This is a genomic window from Enterobacter sp. RHBSTW-00593, assembly GCF_013784105.1.
In the GTDB taxonomy this organism is placed as follows: domain Bacteria; phylum Pseudomonadota; class Gammaproteobacteria; order Enterobacterales; family Enterobacteriaceae; genus Enterobacter; species Enterobacter ludwigii.
In genome coordinates this window covers 2,026,452-2,042,746 of the sequence record NZ_CP056393.1, presented here as the reverse complement: position 1 = coordinate 2,042,746, position 16,295 = coordinate 2,026,452, and the positions used below count along the sequence as shown (strand labels likewise).

Annotated in this window: 18 protein-coding genes; 13 read left to right on the top strand and 5 right to left on the bottom strand. The window is 54.8% G+C overall.

Features of this window, described 5'->3' with window-relative positions; translation table 11 throughout:
• Window positions 1-60: 60 nt before the first annotated feature.
• The gene (add, locus tag HV242_RS09685) at window positions 61-1,062 is read left to right on the top strand and encodes an adenosine deaminase (protein WP_014169807.1); all 1,002 of its coding nucleotides are present in this window, start codon (window positions 61-63) and stop codon (window positions 1,060-1,062) included.
• 45 nt (window positions 1,063-1,107) lie between these two features.
• Here add and HV242_RS09680 read toward each other — a convergent pair whose 3' ends face one another.
• On the bottom strand, window positions 1,108-2,148 hold the full coding sequence (locus tag HV242_RS09680) for an oxidoreductase (protein WP_050736695.1): 1,041 nt from the start codon (window positions 2,146-2,148) through the stop codon (window positions 1,108-1,110).
• A 243-nt stretch (window positions 2,149-2,391) separates the two neighbouring features.
• Here HV242_RS09680 and blr point away from each other — a divergent pair, with 243 nt between their 5' ends.
• From blr to gstA, 12 genes are all read left to right on the top strand, one after another.
• Complete coding sequence (blr, locus tag HV242_RS09675; protein WP_168112406.1) at window positions 2,392-2,517, top strand: division septum protein Blr; 126 nt, start codon at window positions 2,392-2,394, stop codon at window positions 2,515-2,517.
• Between the two features lie 232 nt (window positions 2,518-2,749).
• Window positions 2,750-2,965 carry a transcription modulator YdgT gene (ydgT, locus tag HV242_RS09670; RefSeq protein WP_006174966.1) on the top strand — a complete coding sequence of 72 codons (216 nt, stop codon included), beginning with the start codon at window positions 2,750-2,752 and terminating at the stop codon, window positions 2,963-2,965.
• Window positions 2,966-3,051: 86 nt separating this feature from the next.
• Window positions 3,052-3,492 (top strand): DUF2569 domain-containing protein, encoded by a 441-nt coding sequence (locus HV242_RS09665; protein WP_025204344.1) that lies wholly within the window; start codon window positions 3,052-3,054, stop codon window positions 3,490-3,492.
• A gap of 76 nt (window positions 3,493-3,568) precedes the next feature.
• Window positions 3,569-4,150 (top strand): electron transport complex subunit RsxA, encoded by a 582-nt coding sequence (rsxA, locus tag HV242_RS09660; RefSeq protein ID WP_014169803.1) that lies wholly within the window; start codon window positions 3,569-3,571, stop codon window positions 4,148-4,150.
• On the top strand, window positions 4,150-4,728 hold the full coding sequence (rsxB, locus tag HV242_RS09655; protein ID WP_032681158.1) for an electron transport complex subunit RsxB: 579 nt from the start codon (window positions 4,150-4,152) through the stop codon (window positions 4,726-4,728). The genes rsxA and rsxB overlap by 1 nt, the downstream gene beginning before the upstream one ends.
• Complete coding sequence (rsxC, locus tag HV242_RS09650; RefSeq protein WP_050736694.1) at window positions 4,721-6,943, top strand: electron transport complex subunit RsxC; 2,223 nt, start codon at window positions 4,721-4,723, stop codon at window positions 6,941-6,943. Before rsxB ends, rsxC begins: the two co-directional genes overlap by 8 nt.
• A complete protein-coding gene (rsxD, locus tag HV242_RS09645; RefSeq protein ID WP_014169800.1) occupies window positions 6,944-7,996 on the top strand; it encodes an electron transport complex subunit RsxD in 1,053 nt (350 codons plus the stop codon).
• A 10-nt stretch (window positions 7,997-8,006) separates the two neighbouring features.
• Window positions 8,007-8,627 (top strand): electron transport complex subunit RsxG, encoded by a 621-nt coding sequence (gene rsxG / locus HV242_RS09640; protein ID WP_020884325.1) that lies wholly within the window; start codon window positions 8,007-8,009, stop codon window positions 8,625-8,627.
• 2 nt (window positions 8,628-8,629) lie between these two features.
• Window positions 8,630-9,316: an electron transport complex subunit E gene (locus HV242_RS09635; protein WP_014169798.1), complete on the top strand. Its 687-nt coding sequence runs from the start codon at window positions 8,630-8,632 to the stop codon at window positions 9,314-9,316.
• Entirely contained in the window at window positions 9,313-9,948 is a 636-nt protein-coding gene (gene nth / locus HV242_RS09630) for an endonuclease III (RefSeq protein ID WP_014169797.1), read from the top strand. Before HV242_RS09635 ends, nth begins: the two co-directional genes overlap by 4 nt.
• Window positions 9,949-10,565: 617 nt before the next feature.
• A complete protein-coding gene (gene dtpA / locus HV242_RS09625) occupies window positions 10,566-12,074 on the top strand; it encodes a dipeptide/tripeptide permease DtpA (protein WP_014169796.1) in 1,509 nt (502 codons plus the stop codon).
• Window positions 12,075-12,179: 105 nt separating this feature from the next.
• Window positions 12,180-12,785 (top strand): glutathione transferase GstA, encoded by a 606-nt coding sequence (gene gstA / locus HV242_RS09620; RefSeq protein ID WP_014169795.1) that lies wholly within the window; start codon window positions 12,180-12,182, stop codon window positions 12,783-12,785.
• A 59-nt stretch (window positions 12,786-12,844) separates the two neighbouring features.
• On the opposite strand, the gene pdxY is transcribed toward gstA, so the two are convergent.
• From pdxY to mliC, 4 genes are all read right to left on the bottom strand, one after another.
• Window positions 12,845-13,705, bottom strand: coding sequence for a pyridoxal kinase PdxY (gene pdxY / locus HV242_RS09615; RefSeq protein WP_050736693.1), 861 nt, complete (start codon window positions 13,703-13,705; stop codon window positions 12,845-12,847).
• Window positions 13,706-13,770: 65 nt separating this feature from the next.
• Window positions 13,771-15,045, bottom strand: coding sequence for a tyrosine--tRNA ligase (tyrS, locus tag HV242_RS09610; protein WP_025204348.1), 1,275 nt, complete (start codon window positions 15,043-15,045; stop codon window positions 13,771-13,773).
• A 125-nt stretch (window positions 15,046-15,170) separates the two neighbouring features.
• The gene (pdxH, locus tag HV242_RS09605) at window positions 15,171-15,827 is read right to left on the bottom strand and encodes a pyridoxamine 5'-phosphate oxidase (RefSeq protein ID WP_025204349.1); all 657 of its coding nucleotides are present in this window, start codon (window positions 15,825-15,827) and stop codon (window positions 15,171-15,173) included.
• A 57-nt stretch (window positions 15,828-15,884) separates the two neighbouring features.
• Entirely contained in the window at window positions 15,885-16,208 is a 324-nt protein-coding gene (mliC, locus tag HV242_RS09600; RefSeq protein ID WP_020884329.1) for a C-type lysozyme inhibitor, read from the bottom strand.
• Window positions 16,209-16,295: the final 87 nt, after the last annotated feature.

Sequence of the window (16,295 nt, the reverse complement as noted above, 5' to 3'; positions counted from 1 at the left end):
GCTTTTTACCTCGTTTTGTTTTTATAATATGACGCACTTTAACCAGAAAAGAGTGCGACCATGATTGATACACGCCTGCCACTAACTGATATTCACCGCCATCTTGACGGTAACATTCGTGCCCAAACCATCCTCGATCTTGGCCGCCAGTACAATCTCACGCTCCCTGCACAAACGATTGAGACCCTCATCCCCCACGTTCAGGTCACCTCAAATGAACCGGATCTGGTCAGTTTCCTGAGCAAACTCGACTGGGGCGTGAAGATGCTGGCCTCGCTGGATGCCTGCCGCCGTGTTGCTTTCGAAAATATTGAAGATGCCGCCCGTAATGGCCTGCACTACGTTGAACTGCGCTTTTCGCCAGGCTATATGGCGATGACCCACAACCTGCCCGTTGCAGGCGTGGTTGAAGCGGTAATTGACGGCGTGCGCGAAGGGTGTAAAACCTTCGACGTTCAGGCTCGCCTGATTGGCATTATGAGCCGTACCTTCGGTGAAGCGGCCTGTCTGCAGGAGCTGGAAGGGTTACTGGCGCATCGTGATGCGATCGCTGCCGTTGACCTGGCGGGTGATGAACTCGGCTTCCCAGGCAGTCTGTTCCTTTCTCATTTCAACCGCGCGCGTGACGCCGGCTGGCACATTACCGTACATGCCGGTGAAGCGGCAGGCCCTGAAAGCATCTGGCAGGCCATCCGTGAGCTGGGTGCAGAGCGTATCGGTCATGGTGTCAAAGCCGTTGAAGATCGTGCCCTGATGGATTTCCTTGCCGAGCAGCGTATTGGTATTGAATCGTGTCTGACGTCCAATATTCAGACCAGCACAGTGGCATCACTGGCGCATCACCCGCTGAAAACCTTCCTGGAGCACGGTGTTCTGGCCTCACTGAACACGGACGATCCGGCAGTACAGGGCGTGGATATTATTCATGAGTATACCGTCGCCGCACCGCAGGCTGGCCTGAGTCAGGATCAGATCCGCCAGGCGCAGATTAACGGCCTGGACATCGCCTTCCTGACACCAGCAGAGAAACAGGCGCTGCGGGATAAGGTCGCCCGCGGCTAAGCCCGTTGCCGGGTGGGGTCGTCCCCTTACCCGGCTTTGCCAGAATCACGCCAGACAGAGCGTTGCGCGGTGTTTGGCTGATTCAATCCCCAGTTCAATCAATTCCATAATCTGAATCGCCTGGCTGGCCGGAACCGGGTTATCCCCCGTCCCGTTTAGCGCATCACGGATAGCGGCATAATACGCCGGATAGTTACCCGGGATCGTCAGTAACGTTTCTTCAACCCTCTCCTCGCCTTCCACCCGCGTCACAACCCCGTCCCGCATGTCATAGCCCCAGTCTTCCTGCGGCAAACGCTCGCCGTTTTTCAGGCGTTCTTCCTGAGGATCGAGACCAAACTTCACATAGCTCCCGCGCGTACCGTGAAGGATATAACGCGCTGATTCGGCGGCTGCCACCATTGTCCCGTGCAGTACAATACGCCGCTGCGGGTAACTCAAGATGGCATGAAAGTAGTCGGTGGTTTGCGCTCCGGGTCTGAGCTGGGCCAGATCGACCGTCATGCTGACCGGCAGGCCAAACAAATTTACGGCCTGATCGAGAAGATGCGGCGCTAAATCGTACCAGATGCCGCTGCCCGGCCCGGCTTGCTCACGCCAGCGGTTTCGGACCTGAGGGCGGAACCGGTCAAAGTGCGATTCAAAAAAGAGGATTTCGCCCAGCGTACCTTCATTAAGGAGCGCTTTTACCGTCAGGAAATCACTGTCCCAGCGGCGGTTATGAAATACCGAAAGCACTCTGCCAAAACTTTTTGCCAGCGCATCCAGTTCGCGTGCCTGTGACAACGTCACCGTGAAGGGTTTATCGACAATAACGTGCTTACCGGCCTCCAGTGCAGCCTTTGCCAGCGGAAAATGCGTGTCATTGGGGGTGGGAATGACGATCAGATCAATATTAGGGTCGTTAAAAAGATGCTTAGGTTCAGAAACAACCGGCACGGAGGGCCAGTCTGCATGCACTTTCGTGGCATCGCTACTGGAAACTGCCGCCAGCGCCATGCCCGGCGTCCCGGCAATCAGAGGCGCATGAAAAGTCTTGCTCGCGTACCCGTAACCAATAAGCCCGACGCGGATGCTATCACTCATAATGTTGCCCTCTTTTATGACTATCTTATTTCACACTGGCTACTCTGACGTTCTTACAGATTAATCATGTGCCATATGACGTAAAATAGCAGGCTATGCCGGTTGTTTTTGTTACATAGATTTAACGTTCTGATTTTGTTTAGGGGAACCGTTCCCAAAGCACTTGCCGCGGGGGGAACGGCGCTGTAACATTTGCAACCTGTATTTATGGATAAATTACACGTACCAGTCATGACGTCAATTATTAATCGAATCATTGAATTAGCGGGATGGATTGTCCTTGGGGTATCGGTCATTTTGCTTGGTGTTGCCAGCCATATCGATAACTACCAGCCGCCGGAGCCTGTCACCGTCGCCCAACCTAAGTAACCGGTTACCGCAATAAAGAGTGACATAATATGTCAGTTACTTATTGCCAGCCCTGGTGAACACGGTTAACCTTCTCTTCCAGGCATCGTCTGATGCCTGTACTTTCAGCAAAGAAAACTCCTAATTTAGTCGCGTTATCTGAGTGGGCTGTTTACGTCTTTATTAATCCGTTTATTATTCGGACGAATTACCTTAACTGGTATTACTCACTTTTATATGGAAACTTATTAATATGACAGTTCAGGACTATTTATTAAAATTTCGCAAGATCAATTCGCTTGAGAGCCTGGAAAAACTGTTTGACCATCTGAACTACACGCTGTCGGATAATCAGGAAATCATCAATATGTATCGCGCCGCTGACCACCGCCGTGCGGAGCTGGTCTCCGGTGGCCGTTTGTTCAACGTCGGTGAAGTGCCTAAGTCTGTATGGCGCTACGTTTTATAAGAAAGTAGCCATCCGCGCGAAATGTTATATACTCTCCGCCCTGCAAACTGGCTGTACAACATTTCGCGCAGATTATGGGAGAGTTCATGACCGCAACGCCTGGAGAACGAATTGGAGGCTGGTTAATCGCCCCACTGGCATGGCTGCTGGTTGCCTTATTAAGCGCATCACTTGCGCTGCTGCTTTATACCACCGCACTGATTACACCTCATGCAATCCAGACCCTGATGTCGCAAAGTGTGCTTAATATTACGATGTGGTTTGTGTCGTTCGTTTTTGCGATCGGGATGTGGTACTACACGCTATGGCTGACCATTGCCTTCTTTAAGCGCCGTAAGGGTGTCCCTAAACACTACATTATCTGGCTGCTGATTTCGGTCCTGCTGGCGGTGAAAGCCTTTGCTTTTTCGCCAGTTTCTGATGCCCTGGCCGTTCGCCAGCTGCTTTTTCCGTTACTGGCCGCGGCGCTGCTGGTGCCCTATTTCAAGCGTTCGACGCGGGTGAAGAACACCTTTGTGAACCCGTAATAACCTTACAGATAACCTGTTGTCGCCTGCGGTGGTTTGTCCGATAATAGGCGGCTTTTTTATTTCAGGCTAAATAATGACCGATTACTTACTGCTCTTTGTCGGCACTGTGCTGGTTAACAACTTCGTCCTGGTGAAGTTCCTTGGCCTGTGTCCATTTATGGGGGTTTCCAAAAAGCTGGAAACTGCAATGGGCATGGGGCTGGCCACCACCTTCGTGATGACGATGGCGTCTATCTGCGCGTGGTTGATTGATAACTGGATCCTCATCCCGCTGGATTTAATCTATCTGCGTACGCTGTCCTTTATTCTGGTCATCGCGGTGGTAGTGCAATTCACAGAAATGGTGGTGCGTAAAACCAGCCCGGCTCTCTATCGCCTGCTGGGTATCTTCCTGCCGCTGATTACCACCAACTGTGCAGTACTTGGCGTGGCGCTGCTGAACATCAACCTTGGGCATAACTTCATGCAATCGGCGCTGTACGGTTTTTCTGCCGCCGTCGGTTTCTCTCTGGTGATGGTGCTGTTCGCCTCGATTCGCGAGCGCCTTGCAGCAGCGGATATCCCTGCGCCATTCCGCGGTAACGCGATCGCCCTGGTGACAGCAGGTTTAATGTCTCTGGCCTTTATGGGCTTTAGTGGTCTGGTGAAGTTGTAATGAGTACTGTCTGGATAGCCATCACCTCTATCAGCGTGCTGGGGTTGGTGTTTGGCCTTATTCTGGGTTACGCCTCCCGCCGTTTCGCGGTAGAGGACGATCCTGTTGTAGAAAAAATCGATGAGCTTCTGCCGCAAAGCCAGTGCGGGCAGTGTGGCTATCCTGGCTGCCGCCCCTATGCCGAAGCGGTAGGCGTGCAGGGTGAAAAAATTAACCGCTGCGCACCCGGCGGTGAAGCGGTAATGCTGAAAATAGCCGCCCTGCTTAACGTTGACCCGCAACCTGTTGACGGCGATGAAGATGTGCAGGAGCCGGTTCGCGCCCTCGCCGTGATTGACGAAGCGAACTGTATCGGCTGCACAAAATGCATCCAGGCATGCCCTGTCGACGCCATCGTTGGCGCAACGCGCGCCATGCACACCGTCGTGGCGGATCTGTGCACCGGCTGTAACCTCTGCGTGGCACCCTGCCCGACGCAATGTATCGCGTTGCGCCCGGTTGAACCGACTACCGAAAGCTGGAAGTGGGATCTTCAAACCATTCCGGTTCGCATCATTCCTGTGGAACAACATGCTTAAGTTATTTTCTGCTTTCAGAAAAGAGAAGATTTGGGACTTTGACGGTGGTATCCATCCACCTGAAATGAAAACCCAGTCCAACGGCACGCCGCTGCGCCAAATTCCGCTGGCGTCCCGTTACGTCATGCCGCTGAAACAGCATATCGGTGCTGAGGGTGAACTGTGCGTGAAAGAAGGCGATACCGTCCTTCGCGGCCAGCCGTTAACGTTCGGTCGCGGACGTATGCTGCCGGTCCACGCTCCGACGTCCGGTACAGTGGTGGCGATCGCCCCCCATACCGTTGCACACCCCTCTGCGCTCTCCGAGCTGAGCGTCATTATTGAAGCCGACGGAGAAGACCGCTGGATAGAACGTGACGGCTGGAGCGACTACCGCAACCGGAGCCGCGAAGCGCTTATCGAGCGTATTCATCAATTCGGCGTTGCCGGCCTGGGCGGCGCAGGGTTCCCTACCGGCGTCAAACTGCACGGCGGCGGCGATAAAATTCAGACCCTGATCATCAATGCAGCAGAATGTGAACCCTACATCACCGCCGACGATCGTCTGATGCAAGACTGCGCCGCGCAGGTCGTGGAAGGGATCCGCATTCTTGCCCATATTCTGCAGCCGCGCGAAGTGCTGATTGGCATTGAAGATAACAAGCCACAGGCTATTTCGATGCTGCGTGCCGTCCTCAACGGCAGCCACGATATCGGCCTGCGCGTTATCCCAACCAAGTACCCCTCTGGCGGTGCCAAACAGCTGACGCAAATTCTGACCGGCAAGCAGGTTCCGCATGGCGGACGCTCTTCGGACATCGGGGTGCTGATGCAAAACGTCGGGACAGCCTACGCCGTGAAACGTGCGGTGGTGGACGGTGAACCGCTGACCGAGCGCGTGGTTACGCTGACCGGTGAATCTGTCGCACGTCCGGGCAACGTCTGGGCGCGTCTGGGTACGCCGGTTCGTCATCTGCTGGAACAGGCTGATTTTTGCCCGGGCAGCGACCAGATGGTGATCATGGGTGGCCCGCTGATGGGCTTTACCCTGCCGTGGCTCGATGTCCCGGTAGTAAAAATCACAAACTGCCTTCTTGCCCCCTCCCCGACCGAAATGGGTGAAGAGCAGGAGGAGAAAGGCTGTATCCGCTGCAGCGCCTGTGCCGATGCCTGCCCGGCGGATTTACTTCCGCAACAGTTGTACTGGTACAGCAAAGGTCAGCTGCACGATAAAGCGCAGGCCCATAACCTGGCCGACTGCATCGAATGCGGTGCCTGCGCCTGGGTCTGCCCAAGTAACATTCCTCTGGTGCAGTACTTCCGCCAGGAGAAGGCCGAGATTTATGCCATCTCCATGGAAGAGAAACGCGCAGCCGAAGCGAAAGCGCGTTTTGAAGCGCGTCAGGCGCGTCTGGAGCGTGAAAAACTGGCCCGTCAGGCGCGTCACAAACAGGCAGCAGTTCAGCCCGGCGAAAAAGACCAGGATGCGATTAATGCCGCACTGGCACGCGTGCGGGAGAAAAAAGCGACGGCAGCCCAGACCGTGGTGATCCCGGCCGGTGAAAAACCGGATAACAGCGAAGCGATTGCCGCCCGCGAAGCGCGTAAAGCGGCTGCGCGCGCCCGTCAGGCAGAAAAAGCACAGTCAGCCTCCTCTGACGCTGAGATCGATCCGCGTAAAGCCGCCGTTGAAGCCGCCATTGCCCGCGCCAAAGCCCGTAAGGCCGGCGAGCAAAACGTGGTAGTTGAACAAGAAGCGGAGGCCGTAGATCCCCGTAAGGCGGCTGTTGAAGCGGCGATCGCGCGCGCCAAAGCGCGCAAAGTCGGCGAGCAAAACGTGGTGGTTGAGCAAGAAGTGGAGGCCGTAGATCCCCGTAAAGCGGCTGTTGAAGCGGCGATCGCGCGCGCTAAAGCGCGCAAAGCAGCGGCGCAGACTGAAACCGCTACGCCTGAAGCCCCCGTCGACCCGCGTAAAGCGGCTGTCGAAGCCGCCATTGCCCGTGCCAAAGCGCGTAAAGCGGCGGCGCAGCCTGAAGCCGCTGCACCTGAAGCACCTGTCGACCCGCGTAAGGCGGCTGTCGAAGCCGCCATTGCCCGCGCCAAGGCCCGCAAAGCAGCGCAGCAGGAAGAACAGCAACCGGCCGCAAACGACGACCCACGTAAAGCCGCAGTCGCCGCCGCCATTGCGCGCGTTCAGGCGAAGAAAGCCGCACAGCAAGCAGTTAACGAGGATTAAATGGTTTTCAGAATCGCAAGTTCCCCTTACACCCATAATCAGCGCCAGACATCACGCATCATGATGCTGGTGTGCCTGGCGGCGCTGCCGGGCATTGCCGTTCAGTGCTGGTTTTTCGGCTGGGGAACGCTGTTCCAGATAGTGCTGGGTTGTGCCAGCGCCTTAGGGGCAGAAGCCCTGGTGCTTAAACTGCGTAAGCTGGCGGTTTCCCGCATCCTTGCCGATAACTCAGCACTGCTGACTGGCCTGTTGCTGGCAATCAGTATTCCACCGTTTGCTCCGTGGTGGATGGTGGTGCTCGGTACGGTGTTTGCAGTCATTATTGCCAAACAACTTTATGGTGGGCTGGGCCATAACCCGTTCAACCCGGCGATGATTGGCTACGTCGTACTGCTGATCTCCTTCCCGGTTCAGATGACCAGCTGGTTGCCGCCGCATGACATTGCCGCGACGGTACCCGGCTTTATGGATGCCCTGCACGTTATCTTTACCGGCCATACCGCGCTCGGTGCGGATATGAACGCGCTGCGTATGGGCGTGGATGGCATCAGCCAGGCCACACCACTCGATACGTTTAAAACCTCCCTGCATGCCGGGCACTCCGTCGATCAGATTATGAAATCTGCCATCTTCAGCGGCATGCTGGCGGGCGCGGGCTGGCAGTGGGTGAACCTTGCTTATTTGCTGGGCGGGCTGTTCCTGCTGCAGCAGAAAGCGATCCGCTGGCATATTCCGGTCAGCTTCCTCGTGACGCTGGCGGTCTGCGCCACACTGGGATGGGTGTTCTCGCCAGAATCGCTCGCCAGCCCACAGATGCATCTGCTCTCGGGGGCAACCATGCTGGGTGCGTTCTTTATCCTGACCGATCCGGTAACGGCATCTACCACGAACCGTGGCCGCCTGATCTTCGGTGCGCTGGCCGGCTTGCTGGTGTGGCTCATCCGCAGCTTTGGCGGTTACCCGGACGGTGTGGCATTCGCGGTTCTGCTTGCGAACATCACCGTTCCGCTCATCGACTACTACACGCGTCCGCGCGTGTACGGCCACCGTTAAGGGTTTCGCGATGCTGAAAACAATGCAAAAACACGGCGTCACGCTGGCCATTTTCGCCGCGGTCCTCACCGGACTGACGGCCCTGGTAAACAACCTGACCAAATCAACCATCGACGAACAGGCGGTGAAGCAGCAAAAAGCCCTGTTCGATCAGGTGATCCCCCCTGATTTCTACGATAATGACCTGCAGAAAAGTTGCTTCGTGGTCCAGGCACCTCAGTTAGGAAAAGGCCCGCACCGCGTCTTTATTGCCCGTAAGGGAGATAACGCGGTAGGCGCGGTGATGGAAGCGACGGCGCCCGATGGCTACTCCGGGGCGATTCAACTGCTGGTCGGCAGCGATTTCTCCGGTACCGTGTTGGGTACGCGCGTGACGGAACATCATGAGACGCCAGGCCTGGGGGATAAAATTGAAACCCGTCTGAGCGACTGGATTTTGCATTTTGCCGGAAAAGTGATCCACGGCGAAGCGGATCCTGCATTTGCTGTGAAAAAGGATGGCGGCGAGTTTGACCAGTTCACGGGGGCAACCATTACCCCACGGGCCGTGGTCAATGCCGTAAAACGAGCCGGGCTGTATGCGGAAACGCTGCCCGCGCAGATGAACAATCTTCCGGCCTGTGAGGAGTAATCATGAGCCAGGTTAAAGAGGTTATCGTCCAGGGATTGTGGAAGAACAACTCCGCGCTGGTACAGCTGCTGGGGATGTGTCCGCTGCTGGCAGTGACATCCACCGCCACCAACGCGCTGGGTCTGGGGCTGGCAACCACGCTGGTTCTCACCCTGACCAATCTGTCCATCTCTGCCCTGCGCCGCTGGACGCCATCGGAAATCCGTATTCCGATTTACGTCATGATCATCGCGTCGGTGGTGAGTATCGTCCAGATGCTGATTAACGCTTATGCGTTCGGTCTGTATCAGTCGCTCGGGATCTTTATTCCCCTCATCGTAACCAACTGTATTGTGGTCGGGCGCGCGGAAGCTTTTGCCGTAAAAAACAGCCCGGCGATGTCGGCTCTGGATGGTTTCTCTATTGGTATGGGGGCAACCGGTGCCATGTTCGTGCTCGGCTCAATGCGTGAGATCCTGGGTAACGGAACGCTGTTTGATGGCGCAGATGCGCTGCTCGGCGGCTGGGCTAAAGCGCTGCGCATCGAAGTCTTCCACACCGATACGCCGTTCCTGCTGGCCATGCTGCCGCCAGGCGCGTTTATTGGCCTCGGCATGATGCTGGCGATAAAATACCTGATTGATGAAAAACGTAAGCGCCGCGTGGCTGAGCGCAGCGTACAGGAAGGGATACCCGAGAAGGCCTCATGAATAAAGAAAAGCGCATTGCGATCCTGACCCGTCTGCGGGATGAGAACCCACATCCGACGACGGAGCTGAATTTTAACTCCCCGTTCGAGCTGTTGATCGCCGTGCTGCTCTCTGCGCAGGCTACCGACGTGAGCGTTAATAAGGCGACCGCCCTGCTTTATCCGGTCGCCAACACGCCAAAGGCGATGCTGGAACTGGGCGTGGACGGGGTGAAGTCCTATATCAAAACCATCGGTCTGTTTAACAGCAAGGCTGAGAACGTGATCAAAACCTGCCGGATCCTGCTGGAACAGCACGGGGGTGAAGTGCCGGAAGATCGCGCCGCGCTGGAAGCATTACCCGGCGTGGGACGCAAGACTGCGAATGTGGTACTTAACACCGCGTTTGGCTGGCCGACTATCGCCGTTGATACCCATATTTTCCGCGTCTCTAACCGCACTAACTTCGCACCGGGCAAGAATGTCGAGCAGGTTGAAGAGAAACTGCTAAAAGTGGTTCCCGCCGAATTTAAGGTGGATTGCCATCACTGGCTCATTCTCCATGGCCGTTATACCTGTATTGCCCGTAAGCCTCGCTGTGGCTCCTGTATCATCGAAGATCTCTGCGAGTACAAAGAGAAAGTGTATCCCTGATATCTTGCGCTTTTCGTTTTCTGACGCAACGGCAATTCCTTACCAAAAGAGGGTCTACCAGAAGACCTTCTTTTGACCATAATTTATCCGCCTTCCTTACCGCTTCCCTTATCACTTGTTCGAGCCTTTAACGCTCAAACAGGTTAATACTTTTTTCATAGCCGAAAATTTCTATACATATGTGATCAAGATCACCCTGATAACTTCGTGTTGAATTTTTGTTGTTAAAAGCGGCGTAAACCCTTTGCCAGACAAGATCAAACTCATCATGAGCAACACATAAGACCAGCTATTTTTCAGAATATGGGCTATATCACTGCAATAAGCCTCAAATAGCAGAACATATCGCCATTGAGGGCAAATTATGGGTGAATGCCAGTCAAAAAAACTCCCTTTACAGATCGTATGAAATTTAACGCTGAATAACATTTGTATGAACCGCCGATTATAGCGGCCCAGTTATATGTAACAGATTATTACAAACGTATTGCCAGACGGTGCAGGATAGTGAACATTACCCGCCGTTTCTCCTCCCAATATAACTATAAGGCGGATGGACTACGGCCATCACGCGATGAACACCCCCGTTAATATGGGATGTAAAAAAAGAGGTATATGTGTCGACTGCAAACAATAAACCAACAGATGAAAGCGTAAGTCTTAACGCTTTTAAACAACCTAAAGCGTTCTATCTCATCTTCTCTATCGAGTTATGGGAGCGTTTTGGTTATTACGGCCTGCAAGGGATCATGGCGGTTTACCTGGTAAAACAGCTGGGTATGTCCGAAGCAGATTCCATTACGCTGTTCTCCTCTTTCAGTGCCCTGGTGTACGGTCTGGTCGCTATCGGCGGCTGGCTGGGTGATAAAGTCCTCGGGACTAAACGTGTCATTATGCTGGGTGCGATTGTCCTGGCCGTTGGCTATGCACTGGTTGCATGGTCTGGTCACGATGCCGCTGTGGTGTATATGGGTATGGCGACTATCGCCGTCGGTAACGGTCTGTTCAAAGCGAACCCGTCTTCCCTGCTCTCTACCTGTTACAACAAAGATGACCCGCGTCTGGACGGTGCATTCACCATGTACTACATGTCCGTGAACATCGGTTCCTTTTTCTCCATGCTGGCAACCCCGTGGCTGGCCGCTAAATTCGGCTGGAGCGTTGCGTTCTCCCTGTCCGTTGTCGGTATGCTGATCACCGTGGTTAACTTTGCCTTCTGCAAACGCTGGGTGAAAGACTACGGCTCCAAACCAGACTTCGAACCGGTTCATATTGGCAAACTGCTGGCGACCATTGTCGGCGTGGTGATCCTCGCGGCAATCGCAACCTGGCTGCTGCATAACCAGGGCATCGCGCGTGCCGTTCTGGGTGTGGTTGCGCTGGGTATCGTGATCATCTTCGCGAAAGAAGCCTTCGCCATGCAGGGTGCCGCTCGTCGTAAGATGATTGTGGCCTTCATCCTGATGCTGGAAGCGATTATCTTCTTCGTTCTGTACAGCCAGATGCCAACGTCTCTGAACTTCTTCGCTATCCGTAACGTTGAACACTCAATCCTGGGTATCGCGTTCGAGCCGGAGCAGTATCAGGCCCTGAACCCGTTCTGGATCATGATTGGTAGCCCGATTCTGGCTGCTATCTATAACAAGATGGGCGACCGTCTGCCGATGCCGCACAAATTTGCTATCGGTATGCTGCTGTGTTCTGGCGCATTCCTGGTACTGCCGCTGGGTACGAAATTTGCGACTGACGCCGGTATCGTCTCCGTTAACTGGTTGATCCTGAGCTATGCGCTGCAGTCTATCGGTGAACTGATGATCTCCGGTCTGGGCCTGGCGATGGTTGCACAACTGGTTCCTCAGCGTCTGATGGGCTTCATCATGGGTAGCTGGTTCCTGACCACTGCGGGTGCCGCCATCATCGCAGGTAAAATTGCAAACCTGATGGCCGTGCCGGATAACGTGACTGACCCACTGGTCTCTCTGAACGTCTACGGTACCGTGTTCATGCAGATTGGTATTGCTACTGCGGTTATCGCGGTTCTGATGATGTTGACTGCGCCGAAGCTGAATCGCATGACTCAGGACGACGACAAGACGGCGAAAGCGACCGAAACCGCTACCGCATAATGTCACTGAGAAACGACTGAACAGAAGCCGCTAATGTATTAGCGGCTTTTTTTTTACCCGTTCGCGCACTAACATAGCTGAAACCTCAGCAAAAAGGAGTTACCGATGAAACTGTTCTACAAACCGGGCGCGTGCTCTCTTGCTTCCCACATTACCCTGCGCGAGAGCGGCAAAGATTTCACGCTGGATGGCGTTGACCTGATGAAAAAACGCCTGGAAAACGGCGATGATTTTTTTGCTATTAACCCGAAGGGACAAGTTCCGGCTCTGCTGCTGGATGACGGTACCCTGCTGACCGAAGGCGTGGCGATTATGCAGTTCCTCGCCGATAGTGTGCCCGACAGGCAATTGCTGGCACCGGTAAGCACGGTTTCTCGCTACAAAACGCTGGAGTGGATGAACTACATTGCGACCGAGCTGCACAAAGGCTTTACGCCGCTGTTCCGTCCGGAGACGCCGGAAGAGTACAAACCGACCGTACGTGCTCAACTGGAGAAAAAACTGCAGTACGTTAACGCATCGCTGAAAGACGATCAGTGGATTGGGGGCGCGCGTTTTACGATTGCCGATGCCTATCTGTTCACCGTGCTGCGCTGGGCGCGGGCCATTAAGCTCAACATGGACGGGCTGGACCACATTGCATCGTACATGGATCGCGTAGCCGCGCGTCCTGCGGTGGCTGCAGCGCTTAAAGCAGAAGGGTTGAACTGACCGGCGCACTGTATGGCCGGGTGGCGCTGTCGCTACCCGGCCGACAGGAACGTGAACCGTTATAACCGGGTCGCGCTGAAGTAATGCTCCGGTTTCTCGATACGATCCTGTGCCGCGACCACCTGCAGTTCATACTCCTGCATCTCTTTCGTCGCCTTCATGATTTCGTATACTGCAGCAGTTACATGCTCAAGCGCATCCCGCAGCGTGGCCCCCTGAAGTAATTTCACCAGCAGCAAACCGCTTGTCACATCACCGACACCCACCGGCTGACGCATGCCGAAGTCCACCAGCGGACGGCTGATATGCCAGGCTTCGTCTTTCGTCACCAGCAGCATCTCAAAACGGTCCCTGCTCAGCCCTGCGCGCGCGAGATGTTTCACCAGGACAATCTCCGGCCCTTGGGCTATTAACTCGCGAGAAGCGCTTACCGCCTCTTCTACGCTATTCACCGGATGCTCGCAGAGAATTTCCAGCTCAATCAGGTTCGGCGCAATAATATCACTGGCCGGCAGCGCGTGACGCACATGGAATTCAGCCACGCCGGGGGCCACGATACAGCCTTTCTCCGGATGCCCCATAACAGGATCACAAAAGTATTTCGCCGCCGGGTTTGCCGCTTTCACCTGGCGGACAATGCCCAGGATATGCTCTCCCTGCTCTGCCGAACCGAGATATCCGCTCAGTATCGCATCACAGCGTTTTAGCTGATCGATATTGGCAATGCCCTGCACAATGTCGGTGAGGTGCGAAGGCGGCATCACGCAGCCGGTCCATTGACCGTATTGTGTATGGTTTGAGAACTGCACGGTATTGAGGGGCCAGACGTTGGCACCGAGGCGGCGCATCGGAAATTCCGCGGCGCTGTTGCCAGCATGCCCAAAGACCACGTGGGACTGAATGGCGAGGATGTTCTTCATTTTTACTTACCAAACCCTGAAAAAACAAAAGGGGCGTGGTTTCCCACGCCCCTGGATACTTTTAATTATTTCCAGCAGACCAGACAGTAGTTTTTCTTACCGCGACGCAGAAGCGTGTAGCGGCCATACAGACGATCGCTGTCAGCAAAGGTGTATTCCGGGTCGGCCTGTTTTTCACCGTTAATGGTGATAGCGTTCGAGGCGATGGTTTTACGCGCCTGACCGCGGGATGGCTGCAGCTCGGAGTCCACCAGCGCCTGCATCAGGTCGGCACCTTTTTCCATCTCAACCATCGGCACGCCATCCTGCGCCAGCTGTTCGAAGTCCGCTTCGCTCAGATCGCTCAGCGTCCCGTTGAACAGGCTTGCAGTAATACGTTTTGCCGCGGCCAGACCTTCTTCACCGTGAACCAGTTTGGTCACTTCATCAGCCAGTACGTACTGAGCGCGTGGCGCTTTACCGCTGGTTTTGTCTTCTTCTTCCAGAGCGTTGATCGCCTCAATGTCCATAAAGGTGAAGAACTTCAGGAAGCGATAAACATCGGCATCCGCCGTGTTAATCCAGAACTGGTAGAATTTGTACGGGCTGGTTTTCTTCGGATCAAGCCATACCGCGCCGCCTTCGGTTTTGCCAAATTTGGTGCCGTCGGCTTTGGTGATCAGTGGAACGGTCAGACCGAAGACCTGGTTCTGGTGCAGACGACGCGTCAGATCGATACCCGACGTGATGTTGCCCCACTGGTCAGAGCCGCCAATCTGCAGGCAGACGCCGTGCAGTTTATTCAGGCAGGCAAAGTCATAACCCTGCAGCAGGTTGTAGGAGAACTCGGTAAAGGAGATGCCCTGGTCGTCACGGTTTAGACGCTGCTTCACCGCTTCTTTGTTAATCATCTGGTTAACAGAGAAGTGTTTGCCAATGTCGCGCAGGAAGGTCAGCACGTTCATGCCGCCAAACCAGTCATAGTTGTTGGCCGCAATCGCAGAGTTGTCACCGCAGTTAAAGTCGAGGAAAGGCGCAACCTGTTTGCGGATCTTATCCACCCACTCCTGCACGGTGTCTTCGGTGTTCAGTTTACGCTCGGCAGCTTTAAAGCTTGGGTCGCCAATCAGACCGGTCGCGCCGCCAACCAGTGCGACAGGCTTGTGGCCCGCCATCTGGAAGCGTTTCAGGCATAACAATGGAACAAGATGCCCCAAATGCAAGCTGTCAGCGGTAGGATCGAAGCCGCAATAGAGCGCGATCGGGCCTTGCGCCAGTCGCTCTGCTAACGCTTCCTCGTCCGTCACCTGAGCCACAAGGCCCCGCTCTTGCAATTGTTTAATCAAGTTACTGCTTGCCATCAAATTCTCCATGTATAAACGACTGCACCTTTGCCGGTACACGACTTTTCGCCTGATGCGAAAGGTACATAGAATAAAGCGCAAGCGCGGCCTGCGCTAGCGCTTAAATCAACAAATTTCGGCGATTACGGTGCCAGCCTGTCGATTTTCCAGCCGCCATTTTCACGCTGGTATAAAAAGCGGTCATGCAGACGGTGTTCGCCGCCCTGCCAGAATTCCATCTGCTCGATCGGAATGCGGAAGCCCCCCCAGAAACTGGGCAACGGAACTTCGCCCTGCTGGAATTTCTGCTTCAGTTCGAGGAATTTGCTTTCAAGCACGCCACGCGCCGAAATACGGCTGGACTGTTTTGAGACCCAGGCGCCAATCTGGCTGTCACGCGGGCGGCTGTGGAAATACTTCACCACTTCCAGCGTGGAGAGACGCTCTGCTTTGCCGGTGACCATCACCTGACGCTCCAGCATATGCCACGGGAACAGCAGGCTGATACGAGGATTGTTTTCTAAATGGTGTGCCTTACGACTGCCCAGGTTGGTGTAAAACACCAGGCCTTTCTCGTCATAATGTTTGAGCAGGACGATACGCTGATACGGTTGACCGTTTTCATCTACCGTTGCGACAACCATTGCCGTTGGGTCGGCGAGTTTCGCTTCGCAGGCCTGTTTCAGCCAGCGTTCAAAAAGCACGAGGGGTTCGGCGGGAAGATCCTGGCGACGCAGGCCGCCTTTGGTGTATTCACGGCGCAGATGCGCAATTTGCTGCAGTTCGTCGTTATCTGACATGGCGTTAGCTGACATTGACATTGGGTGGCGCTATTGTGCGCCGCCCCTGTAAAAATCTCAACGCTTCGGATTTTCGAGCTGGCAATTGTTCAGCACAATACGGTCGCGTTTGTAGACGGTGGCACTGTCGCCTTTCGACCAGAAGACATAAATCCCGTCCGTGTAGCGTGCGCCGGAGGCAGAAATGCCCTGCTTGAGGGTGAGCAATTTGTTGTCGTAGACAAAACTGGCTTCCTGACGCGGATTGTTCAGCTTAACGGTCAGCGGTTTTTCATCACAGCGATACTCCAGGGTATCGGTCTGCATGCGATCAAGGAACTGGTTGTAGACGCTGCATCCTGACAGCAATAAAGGCGCGGCAATAAGAAGAAGTTTTTTCATGGGCGTATTCCGAAGACTTTCCTGGTCCTGGAGGGCATGGCTGCCCTCCTGTTTCATTCCATTCTAACGACCACACGCCGCGCTGAA